The following is an 18,273-nucleotide window of genomic DNA, read 5'->3' as shown; positions in this document are numbered from 1 at the left end:
AAACCCTTAATTTCCCATAATAAATGCCACAAACCCATGAAAAAAGTAATTGTTGTTGAAGACCATCAGATTCTGTTGGAAAGTATAAGTTTACTAATCAGTACCATTTCGGATATTGAATTAGTAGGAAAAGCTGCCAACGGACAAAAAGCCTTACAAATTCTTGAAAAGGAATCTGTTGACATTATTGTTTCTGATGTGATGATGCCCGTAATGAATGGCGTAGAATTGGTCTGGAAAGTGAAACAACAATATCCTCATATCAAAATTTTGATGCTCACTGTTTCTGAAGATGCACAAACCATAAAAGATGCTCTACAAGCAGGTGCAGACGGTTTTATCTTTAAATCTGCCGAAAGAGAAGAATTAGAAGATGCCATTTCGAGTTTAATTAACAACAAAAAATACTTTAGTGACAAAGCCATTTTGAGTCTTGCAGAAGCTCAAAATGAAGTTTATATTTCTGAAAAAGAAGCGTTAAAATCTATTTTGACTGATAGAGAAATACAAATTCTCAAACTCATTTCTCAAGAATTATCAGGTATTCAAATTGCTGAAAAATTATTTATTAGTCCTACCACCGTAGAAAGTCATCGTAAAAATCTTTTCCAAAAAATTGGCGTAAATACCAGTGTTGGCTTGGTAAAATACGCCTTAAAACATGGCATATATTAAGCGAAAAACGAAGGTTTTAATATAAGCATTTGGAATAAATTATTTGACATTTAGTAGTGGCTTATAGCATACGCCAACATCGTCATGACATTGGCGTATGCTATAAGCCACTACCAAATGAACGAAATCAATATTTTTAAATAATTTATTCTTGGTACTTACCTCAATAAAATCCCTAAAATTAAGGATTGACATTCGGCTTAGACAGTTCCTAAATTTACTTTCATAAACATTAAAGAAATAATAAGATGAAACAGACAATCCTTTCCCTAATCGTTCTTTTGGCGGTTATTTTTACATTTTCTTGTAATACCGTCGTTGAACCAACCTCAAAAAGTAGCTCCGCACGTACTGCCGCTATTACCACGCAAAAGGTGATTCTTTTGTACGGCAATTATGCACTGGTAAACAATAATACAACCATAGAATTGGTAGAAGGAAATAACGTTTTACGATTGCCAACCTCTACACTGTTAGACGGTAAAGCTCTTTTTGGGAGTAATACAACCAACAAATTTCAAGGTCCACTTTTATTTAAAGATGAAGGCTCAACGTATAAACTTATCAGTAATTTTTTGAAATTGTCGGGAGCGGGTTACTCTGCCAATACTTTGAATCCTGCGGGTTCATTAGGCATTGTTATTCCAAGAAATCCTCCAGGATGTGGCGTTGGTGGTTGCCCAGGAATGCCGAGTCGTCAGTTGCTTACCATGGAAGTAAATATTGCTACTACAATGACTGCGGAGGCGATAACTCGATAAGTTAAATATTAGTGATGACTTATGCGTAAAGTGTTGATAATTAGTATTTTATAAGCTATGAATTTTGTTTGGCACTAATGATAAAGTTGATGGAAATACCTCTTAATCAGCATTGAGGGGTATTTTTATGTCAAAATTTGCCCCTTTCTCATGTTCTAAATTATAGGCGAAATTACCGTTCAAAGCTTCAATTCTTGATTTGATATTACCCAAACCTTGTCCAAGATTTCCATCATTATTACTTAGCCCAATACCGTTATCTTTTACTTGTAAACTGAAAATATCGTCTTGATTAATCATTAAAATGGTGGCTTTTGTTGCCTCAGAATGTTTGATGATATTGTTAATTAATTCCAAAACGATACTATAAACATTTAATTCAATTTGCACAGGCAGACGTTGTTCCATTCCCTTTGATTCAAGACTGAAAGACAATTGTTTATTGAGATTTATTTTGGCTAAAAGTTGCTCAATAGTTGTTAAAAGTCCATCTTTCTCTAAGCCTGCTGGCATAATATTGTGTGAAATATTCCGAACCTCCGAGTACGCATTTTTAATCATCTCACGTACATTTTGATAGATTTTTTGGTCGTTATCAGATAAAGTTTTGCCACTAATTGCCTGCATACTCATATTTACGGCTGACAAAAGACTACTTACATTATCGTGGAGTTCAGAAGCAACTCGCTTACGTTCAATGCTTTGTCCTGTAAATAATGCTGTTTTTACTTCTTCATTTTTCTGTATTAATTCCTGATTTGCCAACGCTAATTCTTGCGTTCGTTGGCTCACTCGATATTCTAAATTCTGATTAGCATTTTCCAATTGTTCCTGAGCCAACATAATTTGTGTTTTTTGCGACTCAATTAATTGGTTTTTGTGATTCAACCGCCGATTATTCCAGAATAAAACTCCTGCCAAAATCAAGGCTAAAATACCACCTAAAAGAAACAAATTTCGAGTTTGAGCAATTTGTTGTTTTTGCGTTTTTTCTTCTAATAATTCAATGTTTTGTTTTTGTAACTGGCTTTCTTTGAGCGTATTGTCATATTCAAATTGCAATGATTTTATTCTGCTTTGGGTACTTTCGGTAGCAATACTATCTTTTAGCGTCATGAATTTTTCGTGAAATTTCAAAGCTTCCTGTGTATTACCTTGTGCTTTATACGCTTCATAAAGTAGCTTGTAGGAAGTTGGTAAATAATTTTCTCCACCTTGTTGTTGCACTACTTTTTGTGCCTCCAATATCATCGGAATAGCTTTTTTATATTCTTTTTGAGCAATGAGAACTTCAGCAATATCAATTTGAGTTACGGCATAATTAATACTTTTAGGTTCATAATATTTGAGTAAATCTTTGAATAATTGATGAGCTTCTGGGTAATGTTTTAGTTCGAATTCTACTTTTCCCAAATAGTAAAATGAGAGTGAAATAAAGTCATTATCTTTTAATTTTAGAGCCAATATCTCCATTTCTTGGAAGTGTTTTTTAGCTTTATCGAAAACTTTTTGGTTAAGATAAATACTGCCCAAATTGTTTAAACTCGCTAAAGTTTCATTATTATCTTTTCGTTTTTTAGCTAATAAAAGGGCTTCATTACCAAATTTTAAGGCTTTTGAATAATCTCCTAAACCAATGTATGCTTCAGTTAAATTGCGTTTGCTATCTAAAATCCGTTTTTCATTATTGCTTTTTTCAGCCATGCCCAAAGCCTTATAATAGTTTTGGGCAGCCATAAAATAATTGCCGTTTAAGCCATACAAATACCCAAAATAATTGAAACAATGAATAATATCAGTTTCAATATTTCTCTGTTCAGCAATTGCCAAAAGGTTTTTGGTGTAAAATAAAGAAGAGTCGGTATTGACAAATGAATAGTGATACATCAATAATTTGACTTTTTTGATGCTGAGGGTGTCTCTCTCCAATGAAACGGGCATGGTTTCAATTTTCTTCAATTCATTTTTTAATCGCTCAATCGTTTCTCTTTGTCCGAAGACTGAGATATTGACCAAAAGAAACAATAGTAAAAGGACGTTTTTCATAGAGTTCGTTAGATAGATTTTTCAAAATATCCCTAAAATTAGGGATACGATTTCCCCTAAATTAAGGATTTACATTTTTGGTAGTTCAGAAGAACTTTGTTCGGTCAAAACATACCTCATAAAGTCATGATAAATCCAAGTCAAAATACTCGTTTTTTCTTGTTGCCCAACAAGCACAAACGGAAAGATAAAATTCCGTTTGATGACATTCTTTATTTGCAAGGAAACATCAATTATACGCTCATACACCTATACAATGGCAAGGTGAAAATTTCTCCGAGAACCCTTCTGTATCATATTCAGCATTCATTAAACGATTCATTCATTCGGATTCATCGAGCCTTTTGTGTTAATAAAAAGCATTTGAAAGATACACAAGAAGTTGATATAAAGCACGTTACGCACCTTTTTTTAAAAGACGAAACGCAATTGCCCGTTTCACGAAGAAAACGAAATGCCCTTCAAAAATTATGAGGTATAAGTTATGGGTGATTAGTTTTTTGCAAAATTTTAGCCCAAAACTCATTGCTCATTTTCATAGATAAAAGCTCAATTTTAACAACAAATCCAAACGAAAAAATGAAAAAGATTTATTATATATCGACAATCCTACTGTGTGTATTTCTACAAACAGCCAATGCCCAAATGGGGGTAAATTCAACGGGAGCATTACCAGCTTCATCTGCCATGTTAGATGTAAGTAGTACCAATAAAGGCTTTTTACCTCCCCGCATGACCACTTCTCAACGAAATGCAATTGCCTCTCCAACAGATGGATTAGTTGTTTTTGATACCGATTTAGGAGAATTGTATGTTAGAAGATTTGGCGTTTGGAGTCCAACCAATATTCCAAGAACAGGGTTTGGTATTAGCAATGTTTCCACAGCACCCACTATCGGAGTTTATAATACAGGAACAGGAGTTGGCATAAACGGTGTTGGAACAACTGGTAGTGGCGTTGTTGGAACTTCGACTTCAGGGTTTGGGGTTTACGGAGTTTCGACGAACTTGTATGGTGTTTCTGGTTTTTCAGCAAACAATGTAGGTGTTTACGGCGAATCAACATCAAGTTATGGATTAATGGGAGTTTCTACTTCTCAAAGTGGTGTATATGGTCAAAATAATTCTTCCACCAATGCTACTGCAAAATTTGTAAACGCAAGTGCTTCTGGTACATCAGGTAGATTTGAAGGCTCAGGCGGAATAGGTGTTTTAGGCATTATGAGTTCAAGTGGAACAGGTGTTTATGGAGAATCAAATACAGGTGATGGTGGATATTTTAAAAGTACATCAGGCAAAGGTTTAACGGCTACCTCTTCGAGTAATTCGGCAATTTATGCAGATAATACCTCTGCAACAGCTCCTGTTGCTCAGTTTGCTAATTTGTCGGGCGGAACAGCTTTAAGTGTAGTTGCTCAAACGGCTCTTGATATTGCAGGAGGAATAAGGGTTTCGGGGGTTGCCAGTACAAAAGCCGCCTTCAAAATTACCACATCTGCCTCTAATACAGCAGGAAACGTTTTAACAATTCCAAATACTACCCTTGCCAATAACGCTACGGATATTTTGCTTGTAACTCACGCTTTTGGAACTTATCTCAATAAACCATTTGGTGTATATTGGACAGGGGCGAGTTGGGGAATTTATGTGGAGGATTTAACGGCAATGCCAATCGGAACAGTATTTAATGTATTGGTTATCAAACAATAAAGTACGACAGGAATTTTTCCTGTTAAGTATGACAGATTTCTAATCTGTCGGTTATTAGACAGGAATTTTTCCTGTTAAGTATGACAGATTTCCAATCTGTCGGTTATTAGACAGGAAAGATTCCTGTTCTACTTAAAAACAAAAATCATGAAAAAATATCTTCTTCTTCTCGTAATGTTTTGTGGTCTTTTAGGCTGTTCAAAATCAAGCGAAGTAACACCTGCAAGCACAACAAGTTATGTATCCATGAAAATTAATGGCGTTTTGTGGAAAAGTGATATTGGAGCGGGGGCAATATCCGCAGGCAATTTTTCGGGAACAGGGGCATTAGATGCTACGGGTGGAAAAGAGGCATTGTCGATGGCTTTGATTAATTGTGCTACCGTAGGCACTGTTTATAAATTTGAAGAAGCCAACGATAGAGTTTTTCAGTTTACGAAGTTAGCGTCGAAAGTAAATTATTTTATCACCAAAGATACAAAAGGCTCTTCTGGCACTTTAACCATCACCAAAACAAAAGCTGTTAATTCTTTAAACTATGCAAATGCTACGTTTGCTGGAACAGCGGTTGGTTCTGACGGCAGTAAAATCGTGATTACAGAAGGACTTATCGTAAATGCTCAGGTGAATTAAAACAATAATTTTATTCCTTGCAATAATCCCATTGCAATAAAAGTCCAACCAATAATTTGCTCAAAACGATTTTGATTGAGATACTTAAAAATCCGTTCACGTTGTTTGTAAGCAATGTACGCATATACATAATTGAGTGCGAATGCCCCCAGACTTGTACCCAAAACAAAGAAGATTTTATCTGTTAAAGAATTGATTTTTAGTAATTCATAATTCTGGTAATTAACCAAAATAACAATCCAAAAGGGGAGGAGTTGAGGATTGAAAAGCGAAAGGAAAAAGCCTTTTCCAATATTATTAAAATGATGAGTGTCTGAGCTTTTTGTGATTTCCGTTTTGTTAGTCTTGGGAGAATATATTTGTATAAAACCCAAGACTAATAAAATGGGAATAACCGCCCAATTCATAAATGTGAAAACAGTAGGATATTGTTCAAAAATCATGACACCTTCCACCGCTAAATATCCATAAATGATTTCGGGAATAACTCCACCGAAAGCCATTAAAAGCCCAATGCTCAATCCTTTTTTCAGTGTTATTTGAATAACCGACAAATTCAATGGTCCGGGGTGAATAGAACCGACAAAACTGATAAAAAATGTGAGGAGAAAAATGAGCATGAAAAGGGTTGAGAAGTATTTAATCTATCCAGTTTTCTAATTCCAAACCTTCAATTCCATAAAGTGTCAATATCTTTTGTAGTCCGAGATTCTTCAATATCCTTTATCATTGCATCCGTATCCAAGTCTTCAAAACTACCTGCCAAAGCAAAAAAAGCCTCTTCTTTTAGTTTTTTCTTTAGTTGTTTAGCTTTAGCAAAAAGCATATCTTCTTGTTCATTCTTGGTCTTTATTTTAGCTTTTTCCTCTCTAAATGTTACGTTAAGTCGTTTTGCCAAACTGACAAAAAGCTGATAATCACTTTTTGTGTTGGGTTCTATAATTAATGTGTTCATGGCTTTCTATTTTTTGATTTTAACCAAATTTACAAATATTTTTAATCACTAATTCTTATCGCAATTAAAACTTCAAAACCACCTGAGATTTATCCGCTTTGGCTATTTTTTTGTAAAAGTCAATCATTTCAGCGTATGCCGTAGCAGGATATTTTCCACGATTTCTAACAAACTTTCTAATATAGAACAATTTGCCATCTTTTATCTGATTTTCAGCATAATAAGTGCCAAATTTGCTTTCTAATTTTACTGCTTCTGGCTTGGCTTCTACTTGAATGTTTTTGGGTAAAATATAAGTAACCGTGTCTGTTTCGATATAGGTATTCTTCAATTCTACTTCATGTACACGAGGTTTGTCTGATGTTGGCGGAATACTATTTTCTACCGACATTAAGTTTGGATTCAAAAACATTCTCGTTCCGCTTTTAGAAGCACATTTTCTCACAGCCAATGAAAGTTTAACTGTTGCCGATGGAATTCGCTTTTTTTCTTCTTGAATACTAAATTTATTTAGTTCAAAACTCGGAATGGCTATCGTTTTATAAAGAGCTTTTTTCTGGTCGTCTATGCTTAAAACGGTCGTCATATCGGCATAATCCTCCTGCAAAATTCCTGTAAAAATAGTAGTAGCTTCGGCAGTAGCGTTTCCGTCATCAGCTAAATTAACCTCAATTTTTCTATTTTGTTGATTATCAGTGGCTTTATAAGTAGTGGTTTTTACTAATTTTCCTCCTTCTGGCGTTGCCAAAAGTGCGTAACGGTCGGAGGTAAAAGTGCCTAAATAACCAAATGGATTAGTTTGCGAAGTACATTCTAACCAAACAGTATCCGTTTTCATGGGTACGCACAAAATAACGTGATTGAATTGTTGCGATGGAAAATCTGTTTGTACATCTCTCTGTCCGCTTCCTCCTTTAATGGAAGCATAAAAAGATTCAATACCGACATTTTTCAAGAGCGTTTTGGTATAATTAGACAATGCTTTACAGTCGCCATAACCTTTTTCAGCTACTTGTTTGGCTTCAAAAGGTTGCCAACCGCCAATGCCCAATTGAATACTAATATAACGAGTTTTTGACTGTAAGTATTCATAAACTTTCTTGGTTTTTAGCATTGGGTCATTAATTCCTACGACCAATTTTTGTACCTCTTGTTTTATGTTTTCGGGTAAAACGTCACGGTTTTTTGCCAATAAATTATCAAACTCGCCTAAGTCTTTCCAAGTTTTGGCACTTCCTTTATAATCTTCAATCTCAAAATCTGTTGGAGCAGTTAATACTCCCACCCCAAATTGTGTCCATTTAGGTGAATATGGTTCATTTTCATAGGTTTTTAACCCTTTGGCAAGCCACGTATATGATTTTCCTCCTTCTACGTTTTCAATATTGGGGTTGCTCATGCCGTTCAATAATTTGTAGCGTAATTCCATGCCAAGAGGCATTTTTATCTTGAAAAGGGAAGATTCAACGGACACATTTTCTTCATCTTCTTGTGGAAACCACGAAGGGTAAAAAAGCATATTTTTGGTAGTAGTTTCGTAAGAAAATTCTACGGTAAATGGAAAAACGGCGTACTTAAAAGCACCATGTTTGTAACGATTGTCAGAAAAAAGTGTTCCTTCGGAGTTGGCACTACCATCTTGAATGTCATCATTTTTTAGCTTTTTTACTTTCTCACCTTTGGCATCGTATAAAACTCCCTCAAAGTCATTTACTTTACTGAGTTTATCATAAAAAATGGTCATAGAAGCGTTCTGTAAACCATTTTCATCTAAAATGGTAATGACATAATGGTTCTTTTCAGTAGCTTCTCCCAAGTTTTTTACGGTAAAAAATGTTTCACTCAAACGAATAACCGCATGAGCTTTTTCCGTTAATTCTGTCGGGATTTTACTAACCGCCCATTGATTTTGAGCTTGGAGATTTGTCAGTAAAAAAGAGAATATTGTTAAGGTGAAAAGTGTTTTTTTCATTTGGAAGCTTGTAGGGCGGACAACTTTGTCCGCCGTATTTTTTTAACGGATAAGGCTATCCGTACTACATATTTATTTCTTTTTCAATACAATTTGTTCAGCGTGTTTCTGTACAATTTGGTCGTAAAATTTGCGTAGAGATTCGTATTCTTCAGCCAAATATGTCGTTTTTTTGAGATTAATTCTGCTTGAAACCACTATTTTGTTTTCTTCTTGTATTCCTACAACAAACATGAAACGTCCGCCATCTTCTGGTAAACTTACTTTTATTCCTTTGGGTATTTCTTCAACCATATATCCTTCTGGAATCACATACGTTGCCACGAAACTTTCTTCCATAAGTGTTCCGAAATCAACTGGAAATTTGCGTTCAACGGCTGTAAATGGGTTTTTCTCTTCTCCTTCTCCAATCATCGGACTTAGATAAATACGGTCGCCAGCTACGTTAGATTTTTCGTTAATGGCAGTTTCAAATTTCGTTACTAATGGAACAGTAATATCTTCATAGCCTTCAATGGTAGTTTTGGTAATTTCCCATTGAGGATGCGATTTTTTGAAGTTTTCAATAAATTTATCTTTCGTTTCTTTTTTAATTGTCTGACGATAATCTTGCCCGTAATAACCTAAAAAAGCAACGCTAACATTTCCTTGCAACTGTCCATCTGGGTTTATTTTCATGTCTAAAATTAAGGTTTTAGACAATTTCTCTTTTGAATCCAGAGCCACCCAATCGCCAGAATTTCCTTGAATTAATCTTCCGTATTGATTCAAACAACGAATTGGTAAAACGCCCAATTTTAAGAACGGTTCAGTAGCATCTAAGAGCAAAGGTTTGCCATTAACAACGGTATGAGCAATGACATAATTAAATTTTCTTTCAAGCACATAATTCTCCAAAACTCGTCCGTTATCACGTGTACTTAGTACCACAGGGTCGGCTTGAATATCTAATTCTCGAAGCAAAACAACCAACATTAAGTTGATGTCAGCGGCGTTTCCTGTCTTGGTTTCAAGAGCTTTTTTTAGATTAGAACTTACAAAAAAAGATGTATTACCATTCCATGTCATGTTCTTTGAAATATAATCATAAGCCGCTTGAATTTTACTAAGGGTGTCTTTAGCACTTGCTTTAATATTTGTTGCAACGTCTTTCAGAAAACCGCCTCTTTTCAATTGAACGCCAAAACTTTCATAGCCATTTAGTGTTGTGGAAAAGTCGTTCCATGTTAACGAAAAATATTTGTGCATGCCTCCTGCTGGCGTGTATGCTGCAATTTCAAATTCAATTTGAGAACGATAATCATCAATTGTCGTCATAAAAGGTTCTTCTTTGAGGGCGGGAACATCCTTCATTGCCCAACGGAATTTATCTCCTGCTTCGGAAGCCACGTTTGGTCCAAAATTGATATTTTCACTCTTTTTTTCAGAAATAGCGAATGGTTCGTATCCTTGCGATATTACTTGAAACTTATAAAATGAAGGAATCATTACTCGGTATTCGCTCCAAACTGTGGGAATACTTTTTTGAAATTCCCAAGTTTTGATTTCAGTATCAAAATCAGAGGTGATTCGATAAGTATATTCTATGATTGAGCCTTCTTTAACGTTGGGCAAAGAGATTTTTCTTTGAGCTTGTGATTCAGAAACTTTTTCGTCGAAAATGGATTCTTTAGATAGTTTTTCTGTAACCATTTTTCCATCGACCAAATTATAGGTAGCTCCTCTGAGGTCTGTAATATATTCCTTTCCTCCCGAACGAGTATGAGTAGTTAAAATAGCGTGCGTAGCCCAGTCATATCCAGCTTTTTTCAAGATTTTAATTCTACGATGTCTAAAATATATCATTTGTAAACCCACAGTAGAACTATATTGATGATAACTTTCGCCGTAGTCAGCCAAAACCACTGCCTCAGCAGCCGTGTCTTTTGGGTAAACTTTCATTTGGAGGTCAGCCATATCAATTTTCCCAAATTTGATGGGAACATCTTGAGCAAAAACGGAAAACTGAAAGAAAATAGAACACACGCAAATAAGGGTGTTCTTGAGCGTAGTGGTAAAAAAAGGCATTGTGTAGTAATTTTGAGGGTTGATTTTTCAAACGTAAAACGTACTAATTTTAGGTGAATATAAGCAAATTTCATGCTGAAAAAACAACTGTTTAAAATTAATCTGCAAAATGCTCTTTCACTACTTTCCACAAAATACTGATGGGTACTGTGTTAAAGCCTTTTTTGTTTTGTAGAATGGAAATATCGGCAATAATTTTCCAGTGTTGAGCCAAATCTCGGTAAGCTGCCCAAAGGGTATTCTGAGGGTCGTAGATATGTCCTGGTTCAGAACTTACACCGTTCAGTTCCATAATTCTGATATTTTTCCCTTCGTATAAATCTTCAATAGATTTTACTTTCATATCAAATCTACCGTAATGAAAACCGTCTATTTGTAGGGCAATTTTGTCGAAAATGGCATCTAATTGACTGTTTTTGAGGAAATTATTGTCTAAGAATTTTGTGCCTCTGCAATGATTTCCGATGGGTTCAAGAATGCGTTTTTCTCCATTTTTAATGACCTCCTTCATTCCCATATCGCCAATACGATTTCGCATTGCATCAAGCTGAAATCTGGCACGGGTAGATTGTTGCATCAATTCTTCAACGGTTGACTTTCCATCACCCATGACTGAAAGAAATTCTTTACGAGTAATGGAAGAAACGTGTCCTTGTTTTTGGTCAGGAAAACGATAATACAAAACACCCAATTCGATGTCGTAAGTAATAAATTCTTGAATGATAAAATCATCTTGAACCTTGTTTAGATAATTCACCAAGTCATAATTACTATACAGTTTTTCAACCTGAGTTCCACGTTCGCCCACGTTAGGTTTACAAATAATGGGATACACCAAATCCTCTTGAATGAGCTTGTCAATAATACTTTTCAGGTCAGAGCCTTTTTCAATAAAAATCGTTTTTGGTAAGTATTCGGCAGGAATTTGTTTGAGAATATCAATTTTAGATTCTCCAAAAAAACCGCCATAGTCGATACACGGGTCAACATTTGTAAAAAAGGTAAGTGACCGAGAGCGTATCGCTTGAAAAAGACCATACGGAAGCAGTGGAATATAAAACATCCACCAAGTCCAATATTCGAAGTGGGTTAATTTAATGAGCCAAAGTGGTAATTGTAATTTATTCATACGGTAAAAATACGGAGGAATTGTAAATAAGGATGTCAGAGTGGCGACAGTTTTGTGATTTTTGTAACACAGACTTCAGTCTGTAATTATTAAATTGACAGACTAAAGTCTGTGTTACTTCCCTTTTAATATTTTCGTTTAACCCAATTTTAAACAAGCATTACCTCTTCTCTACAATTTTACCCTATATTTTTCAATCTTTTCTATTAATTTTACACCTCCAAAAAACAGATATATTTTTGAAAACGATATTACTTCCCAAAATCCAGCATTCTTTCCAAACGGAAATACCTTTGCCTTCTTCTAAATCAGAATCTAACAGAGCCTTGATTATTAATGCCTTAGCGGGTGGAAAAGATAATTTATCGAACCTTGCTGAAGCACGTGATACCCAAACCATGATGCGTCTATTGGCGTCTGATGATGCCGTTGCTGACGTTATTGATGCAGGTACAACGATGCGTTTCCTCACGGCTTATTTTGCCGTAACAGGTCAGCAAAAAACCATGACAGGTACGCCACGTATGTGCGAGCGTCCAATCGGGATTTTGGTAGATGCTTTGCGTGCTTTAGGTGCTGATATTGAGTATGTTAAAGCAGAAGGTTATCCGCCATTGGCATTGAAAGGTTTTAATTTTTCGGGAAATAATCGTTTACAAATTCGTGGTGATGTTTCTTCGCAATATATTTCGGCAATTTTGATGATTGCTCCTTTATTACCTGAAGGTTTAGTATTAGAAATTACGGGTGAATTAGGTTCAAAACCATACATCGAAATGACTTTGAAGCAAATGGAAGCATTTGGTGCAACCATTTCGAGAGATTGGGATAATACGACTTTAACAGTGCCTGCTCAAAAATATGAGCCAATTCCGTATGCCATTGAGTCGGATTGGTCGGGAGCAAGTTATTGGTTTTCGGCAGTAGCACTTTCTGAAAATGAAGATGCTGAATTAGAATTATTAGGATTGAAAGAAAATTCACTTCAAGGAGACTCAGTTATTACCGATATTATGAGTCACTTAGGCGTAAAATCTGAATATACTGGACGTGGTTTTAAATTGACAAAAATCCCTGCTGATGCAGCTTTAGAATGGGATTTTACCAATTGCCCAGACCTTGCCCAAACCGTTTGTGTGGTAGCGGCTGCGAAAAAAGTACCGTTGACATTAACAGGAATAGAGTCGCTGAAAGTAAAAGAAACTGACCGTATTTTTGCTCTTCAAACGGAATTAGCAAAATTGGGTACTAAGTTGGAAGAAATAGAAACCAATCATAAATATTTATTAACGCCAGCAGATGAATTAACAGCTCCAACGTCAATTCATACTTATGACGACCACCGTATGGCAATGGCTTTTGCTCCGTTGTCGTTATTGATAGACGTAGTGATTGAAGAACCAGACGTTGTTGTGAAATCTTATCCTTCATTCTGGAAACATTTTGAGAAAATTCAATAAAATTTCAAAAACTTTTGTAGAAGAAAAATACCCATTTTGAGTACAAAAAATAACCACATCAATACATAAGTTAATCTTTGTTTAATTAGTTTTAACAGAACACAAAACACGATTATTTTTGATGCCCAAGAGTCCTACTAAAGCATTTTATTAGTAGGACTCTTTTGTTTATATTTGTCTTAATCAAATGCTTATGCCTGTATTAAAGACTCAATGTATGTTCTACTGTCTTCGTGCTTAAAAACTACAACTATCGTTGATACTCAGGTTCGAAATGTCTTTTTAAAATTAAAGTTATGTATTTTAATTTGTCACCAAAATCAAGTACAGATACGTTTTCAAATTTGGGATTAATTCACCCATTAATGATTGGAAATGAGTTTGCTACACCTCCGATACAATTATCTGAGGAATCTCAAAGTGATTATGAAATTATCTGTAAATATGCTCTTAAACAGAAATGGACACAATGGATAGACTTTAAAAGTTATCTTAAAGAAAATACCAATACTGTTGTTATCACCGACACCAGACAAATTATTCGCTTTGCCAGTGCAGGTTTTGAACGCATGACAGGCTATTCGACAGATTTTGCCAGAGGAAAAAGTCCAAAAATATTACAAGGTAAAGACACAGAGCCAGAGGTACGAGCCAATATTAGAGAAGCCATACAAAAACGCCAAATGATAGATGCAGTCCTTACCAATTATCGAAAAAATGGAGAACCATATTTGTGCAAAGTCACAATTTATCCGATGTTTAACAAGACTGAAAAATTAGTAAATTTCTTAGCTTTAGAAAGCGAAGTTTCGGAATAAAATATCAAAAACGGGATACAGTTGAGCCATAAACTTTATCCCGTTTTTGTATTAACAACTCATTAACAACAATTTGCGAGATTGATTGATAATTTGCAATATGATTTATCGAAAATCGTTTTTATTTAAGCTATATCTTTAATCTTATCAATTGACCATGAAAAAAATCCTACTGCTTCTATTACTTTTTTCTCTCTGTTTTATAAATATTTTTGGACAACAAAAAAAAGAGACAAATTTACAAAAAAATCAACCCCAAAATTTTTTCGAGAATCTTCCTAAAAACCTGTCAGATGATAGTCTAACTGCTTATATACTGAAAAATAAGCATAAAATACAGAGTATAACACCCGATAAATTTATCAATTCTTTTTTGGATAATCTCAATCCTGATAAAGTTTATACGATTGACTCTATTCCTGAGATTGCTCAGGTTTTTATAAACGGACTTGAGTTTCAAAATAAAAATATCTTATGTAAAATTGATAATTTCAAGATTACGAATATCAGGAAAGATTCTCTTTATACTTTTGATGTTAGAAGAATGAATGATAGCACAGGGAAATGGGAGTATATAAATGGAAAACGAACGTATCAACGTCCATACGCAAGGATTACTCAGGAACATCACAATCTTGCACAACATTTTTTTCTATTCAAAATCAATACCCTTGAAGCTGTTCGTTATAGGTCTTCGGCTTATTCTCCTATTTTAGATGTATTCAATACAGAAGATAGTATTGGGATTATTGTAAAACCAAGAGTAATGATTGATGGAAGATTACAAGCTAAATCATTTGATTATGACAAGATTAATTTAGAGAAGATTGAAAAAGTCGATGTTTTTGGTAACGATGATGCCGTAGCGTATTTCGGACAAAAAGGCAAGGCAGGCTTAATATCATACATCACTAAAGGCTCTCAATTTAATTTTGATTGGGCATTAGCAAATATTCATGTTGTGGGTGAAATACAAGACAGTAAAGGGAAATGGAAACAAATTGTTGATACATTATTTACTAATCTTGACCAATTTAAAGAATATCGTAAAAAATGCCTCAATGCTAATGGTGCTATTTATATTATTAATGGTAAAGCAGAGACTGAATTAAGTAATCGTAAAACAATTGATATGGATGCGATAACTAATTTTAAAGTGGTTAGTAGTACAAAAATAAAACGAATGCCAATGTCAGTTTCTGATAAATTAATTAGCCTTAGAACAGAAATGACAACGGCTGACAATGATACCATTTATATTGAAACCAATCGGGCTATTTGGGCTAAGTCAGGGACAAGTAATTTTTCAAAAATTGTTTCTGAACTGAAACGTCTAAGAAATACCGACCCCGAACCTGTACCGATTTACATCGTCGATAATCAAGAAATTACCTCCGAAAAGCTCAAAGAATTTAAAAATAAAGAACTCGAATTTGTAGAATCGTTAGAAGGTTGCGATGCGATTTCGAGATACGGAAAACGAGCAGAATACGGAGTAGTCATTTATCGGAAGAAGAAATTAGAATAAGACCCCATAGGCAATAAATGATTTTATTGCCTATTTTTTTTAACTTTGAAATAGATATAGTAAGCGAAAAGCGATTTGCGAGCAGCGAATGTGCTAAAATGTTTGACAATCAATAATTTTGTTTCATATTCTTTCGCAGATAAGATAAATCATCAACCAAATTTCAACCAACATCACAAGTGAAAAAATCAATCAAATTATTCCTCTTCATTATCCTTGTTGCTCAAGTTTCACAACTTGTTGCTCAGAAAAAAAACATTACCCTCGAAGACATTTGGGCAAAAGGTACATTCCGTTCGCAAAGCGTTCAGCAAATAAACTGGATGAAAGACGGAGCTTTTTATTCAGCTTTGGAAGGTGATAAAATCGTGAAACACCAAGTAACTGACGGAGCAGCCGTTGAAACGCTTTTTGATGCGGCTACAAGTGTTGAAAATCTTGGTAAAAAGGTCGCCATCGAAGATTATGCCCTTTCGGCAGATGAACAAAAAATCCTAATTTCTTCTGAAAGCGAGCCAATTTATCGTCGTTCTTCTCGTGAAGAAAATTACGTTTACGACCTCAAAACCAAGAAATTAGTACAATTGTCAAAAGGCGGGAAACAAATGTTCGCTACCTTTTCGCCCGATGGTTCAAAAGTAGCTTTTGTGCGTACCAACAATTTGTACATGGTAGATTTGGCAACGATGACCGAAAAACAAATCACGACGGACGGAAAGTGGAATCATATCATCAATGGGGCTTGCGACTGGGTTTATGAAGAAGAATTTTCATTTGCAAGAGCCTTCCAATGGTCGCCAGACAGTAAAAAAATTGCCTTTATTTCATTCGACGAAACGAAAGTTCCAGAATATAATATGCAAATGTGGGGCAAGTTGTATCCGACCGATTACAAATACAAATATCCAAAAGCAGGAGAGGCAAACTCAACCGTTACAGTTTCTATTTTCCACTTGACAGACAGTAAAACTTCAAAAGTGGATATTGGTAAAGAAACTGACCAATACATTCCAAGAATCCGTTGGACGAATGATGCTAACGTGTTGTCATTGAATAGATTAAATCGTTTGCAAAACAAAATGGAGATTCTGCACGCAGATGCAACCACAGGAAAAACGGACGTGATTTTGACGGAAGAAAGCAAAACCTACGTGGATGCTGAAAACTTTGCAGATGATGTTTATTATTTAGCGGACAACAAAAGTTTTGTGATGTCGTCTGAAAAAGATGGATTTAAACACTTGTATTTGTATGATATTACAGGAAAGTTAATTCGTCAAATCACGACAGGAAATTGGGAAGTAGCTGATTTTTACGGTATTGACGAAAAATCTAAGACTTTATATTTTACTTCAACAGAAATGTCTAATATCGAAAGGCAGTTATTTAGTATTTCGTTAGACGGTAAATTGAAAAAGCAATTGACTTCAGAAAAAGGCATGAATTCAGCTAATTTTAGTAAAGACTTTAAATATTATATTCTTCAAAATACATCGGCAAGTAGTCCTTTGAAAGTGAGTTTGCATAAAGCTCCGACAGGACAATTGGTCAAAGTTTTGGAAGAAAATTTGGCTTTGCGTAAGAAATTAGAAGAATATAATATTGCTACAAAAGAATTCATGACTATCAAAACCTCAGAAAATATTGAGTTGAACGCATGGATGATTAAACCAACTGACTTTGACCCAAAGAAAAAATATCCAGTATTTATGTTCTTGTATGGTGGACCGGGAAGTCAGCAAGTATTGAATCAATTTGACAGTGGAAATTTTATGTGGTTTCAGCATTTGGCACAAAAAGGCTACATTGTGGCTTGTGTGGATAACCGTGGAACGGGTGGAAAAGGAGTAGATTTTAAGAAATGTACCTATTTGAATTTGGGTAAATTAGAAGTAAAAGACCAAATAGAATCAGCGAAATATTGGGGTTCATTACCGTATGTGGACAAAAACAGAATTGGTATTTTTGGTTGGTCGTATGGTGGATATATGTCGTCAAATTGTTTGTTTCAAGGAGCAGATTATTTTAAAGCAGCCATTGCCGTTGCACCTGTAACCAATTGGCGTTTTTATGACTCAATTTATACCGAAAGATTCCTGAGAACACCACAAGAAAACGCCACAGGTTACGACGAAAACTCGCCTGTAACTTACGCCAAAAACTTAAAAGGCAATTTCCTTTTAGTACACGGTACGGGCGATGATAACGTACATTTCCAAAACTCGATTTCATTGGAAGATGCCCTAATTAAAGCTAACAAACAGTTTCAATCATTCTATTATCCAAATAAAAATCACGGTATCTACGGCGGAAATACTCGCTTGCATTTATACACGATGATGACGAATTTCTTGGAGAAGAATTTATAGGGTTTGTTATTTTTGAAAGTTTTGGAGAACTTCTCGAAACAATTCCATTGCGGGTAAATAACTTTCGAGAAGAATAAAACGCATAAATCACTTTCCGAAAGTTATTTCTACTTTCGGAAAGTTCGGACTTGAAGCAACGTTATTTTGGTG

General features: G+C 35.0%; 15 protein-coding genes. 9 read left to right on the top strand and 6 right to left on the bottom strand.

Features of this window, described 5'->3' with window-relative positions; all coding sequences use genetic code 11:
* Window positions 1-36: 36 nt before the first annotated feature.
* Together LV89_RS21775 and LV89_RS21770 are read left to right on the top strand one after the other, a co-directional pair.
* The gene (locus tag LV89_RS21775; protein ID WP_109745047.1) at window positions 37-675 is read left to right on the top strand and encodes a response regulator transcription factor; all 639 of its coding nucleotides are present in this window, start codon (window positions 37-39) and stop codon (window positions 673-675) included.
* Window positions 676-923: 248 nt separating this feature from the next.
* A complete protein-coding gene (locus LV89_RS21770; protein ID WP_109745046.1) occupies window positions 924-1,436 on the top strand; it encodes a hypothetical protein in 513 nt (170 codons plus the stop codon).
* A 102-nt stretch (window positions 1,437-1,538) separates the two neighbouring features.
* On the opposite strand, the gene LV89_RS21765 is transcribed toward LV89_RS21770, so the two are convergent.
* On the bottom strand, window positions 1,539-3,482 hold the full coding sequence (locus LV89_RS21765; protein ID WP_109745045.1) for a tetratricopeptide repeat-containing sensor histidine kinase: 1,944 nt from the start codon (window positions 3,480-3,482) through the stop codon (window positions 1,539-1,541).
* 126 nt (window positions 3,483-3,608) lie between these two features.
* On the opposite strand from LV89_RS21765, the gene LV89_RS21760 reads away from it, so the two are divergent.
* From LV89_RS21760 to LV89_RS21750, 3 genes are all read left to right on the top strand, one after another.
* The gene (locus tag LV89_RS21760; protein ID WP_109745044.1) at window positions 3,609-3,956 is read left to right on the top strand and encodes a LytR/AlgR family response regulator transcription factor; all 348 of its coding nucleotides are present in this window, start codon (window positions 3,609-3,611) and stop codon (window positions 3,954-3,956) included.
* 105 nt (window positions 3,957-4,061) lie between these two features.
* A complete protein-coding gene (locus LV89_RS21755) occupies window positions 4,062-5,192 on the top strand; it encodes a phage tail-like protein (RefSeq protein WP_146199227.1) in 1,131 nt (376 codons plus the stop codon).
* A gap of 147 nt (window positions 5,193-5,339) precedes the next feature.
* Window positions 5,340-5,825, top strand: a complete 486-nt coding sequence (locus tag LV89_RS21750; RefSeq protein WP_146199226.1) for a hypothetical protein — start codon at window positions 5,340-5,342, stop codon at window positions 5,823-5,825.
* Here LV89_RS21750 and LV89_RS21745 read toward each other — a convergent pair.
* From LV89_RS21745 to LV89_RS21725, 5 genes are all read right to left on the bottom strand, one after another.
* On the bottom strand, window positions 5,822-6,445 hold the full coding sequence (locus LV89_RS21745; RefSeq protein WP_109745041.1) for a LysE family translocator: 624 nt from the start codon (window positions 6,443-6,445) through the stop codon (window positions 5,822-5,824). The genes LV89_RS21750 and LV89_RS21745 overlap by 4 nt on opposite strands.
* A 50-nt stretch (window positions 6,446-6,495) precedes the next feature.
* Entirely contained in the window at window positions 6,496-6,780 is a 285-nt protein-coding gene (locus LV89_RS21740; protein WP_109745040.1) for a hypothetical protein, read from the bottom strand.
* Window positions 6,781-6,844: 64 nt separating this feature from the next.
* On the bottom strand, window positions 6,845-8,752 hold the full coding sequence (locus LV89_RS21735; protein WP_109745039.1) for a DUF3857 domain-containing protein: 1,908 nt from the start codon (window positions 8,750-8,752) through the stop codon (window positions 6,845-6,847).
* Between the two features lie 72 nt (window positions 8,753-8,824).
* Window positions 8,825-10,819, bottom strand: a complete 1,995-nt coding sequence (locus tag LV89_RS21730; protein ID WP_109745038.1) for a transglutaminase family protein — start codon at window positions 10,817-10,819, stop codon at window positions 8,825-8,827.
* Window positions 10,820-10,916: 97 nt separating this feature from the next.
* Complete coding sequence (locus tag LV89_RS21725; protein WP_109745037.1) at window positions 10,917-11,948, bottom strand: ATP-grasp domain-containing protein; 1,032 nt, start codon at window positions 11,946-11,948, stop codon at window positions 10,917-10,919.
* 239 nt (window positions 11,949-12,187) lie between these two features.
* Between LV89_RS21725 and LV89_RS21720 the strand changes: the two genes are divergently transcribed.
* The 4 genes from LV89_RS21720 (at window position 12,188) to LV89_RS21705 (ending at window position 18,123) form a co-directional block, all read left to right on the top strand.
* Window positions 12,188-13,408, top strand: a complete 1,221-nt coding sequence (locus tag LV89_RS21720) for a 3-phosphoshikimate 1-carboxyvinyltransferase (protein ID WP_109745036.1) — start codon at window positions 12,188-12,190, stop codon at window positions 13,406-13,408.
* A gap of 296 nt (window positions 13,409-13,704) precedes the next feature.
* Window positions 13,705-14,226, top strand: a complete 522-nt coding sequence (locus LV89_RS21715) for a PAS domain-containing protein (RefSeq protein ID WP_109745035.1) — start codon at window positions 13,705-13,707, stop codon at window positions 14,224-14,226.
* 157 nt (window positions 14,227-14,383) lie between these two features.
* Window positions 14,384-15,754 carry a hypothetical protein gene (locus LV89_RS21710; protein WP_109745034.1) on the top strand — a complete coding sequence of 457 codons (1,371 nt, stop codon included), beginning with the start codon at window positions 14,384-14,386 and terminating at the stop codon, window positions 15,752-15,754.
* Between the two features lie 179 nt (window positions 15,755-15,933).
* Entirely contained in the window at window positions 15,934-18,123 is a 2,190-nt protein-coding gene (locus LV89_RS21705) for a S9 family peptidase (protein WP_109745033.1), read from the top strand.
* Window positions 18,124-18,273: the final 150 nt, after the last annotated feature.

This window comes from Arcicella aurantiaca, assembly GCF_003148625.1.
GTDB lineage: Bacteria > Bacteroidota > Bacteroidia > Cytophagales > Spirosomataceae > Arcicella > Arcicella aurantiaca.
Note: the sequence above shows the minus strand (reverse complement) of the source record. Positions and strands in the feature narration are given on the sequence as shown.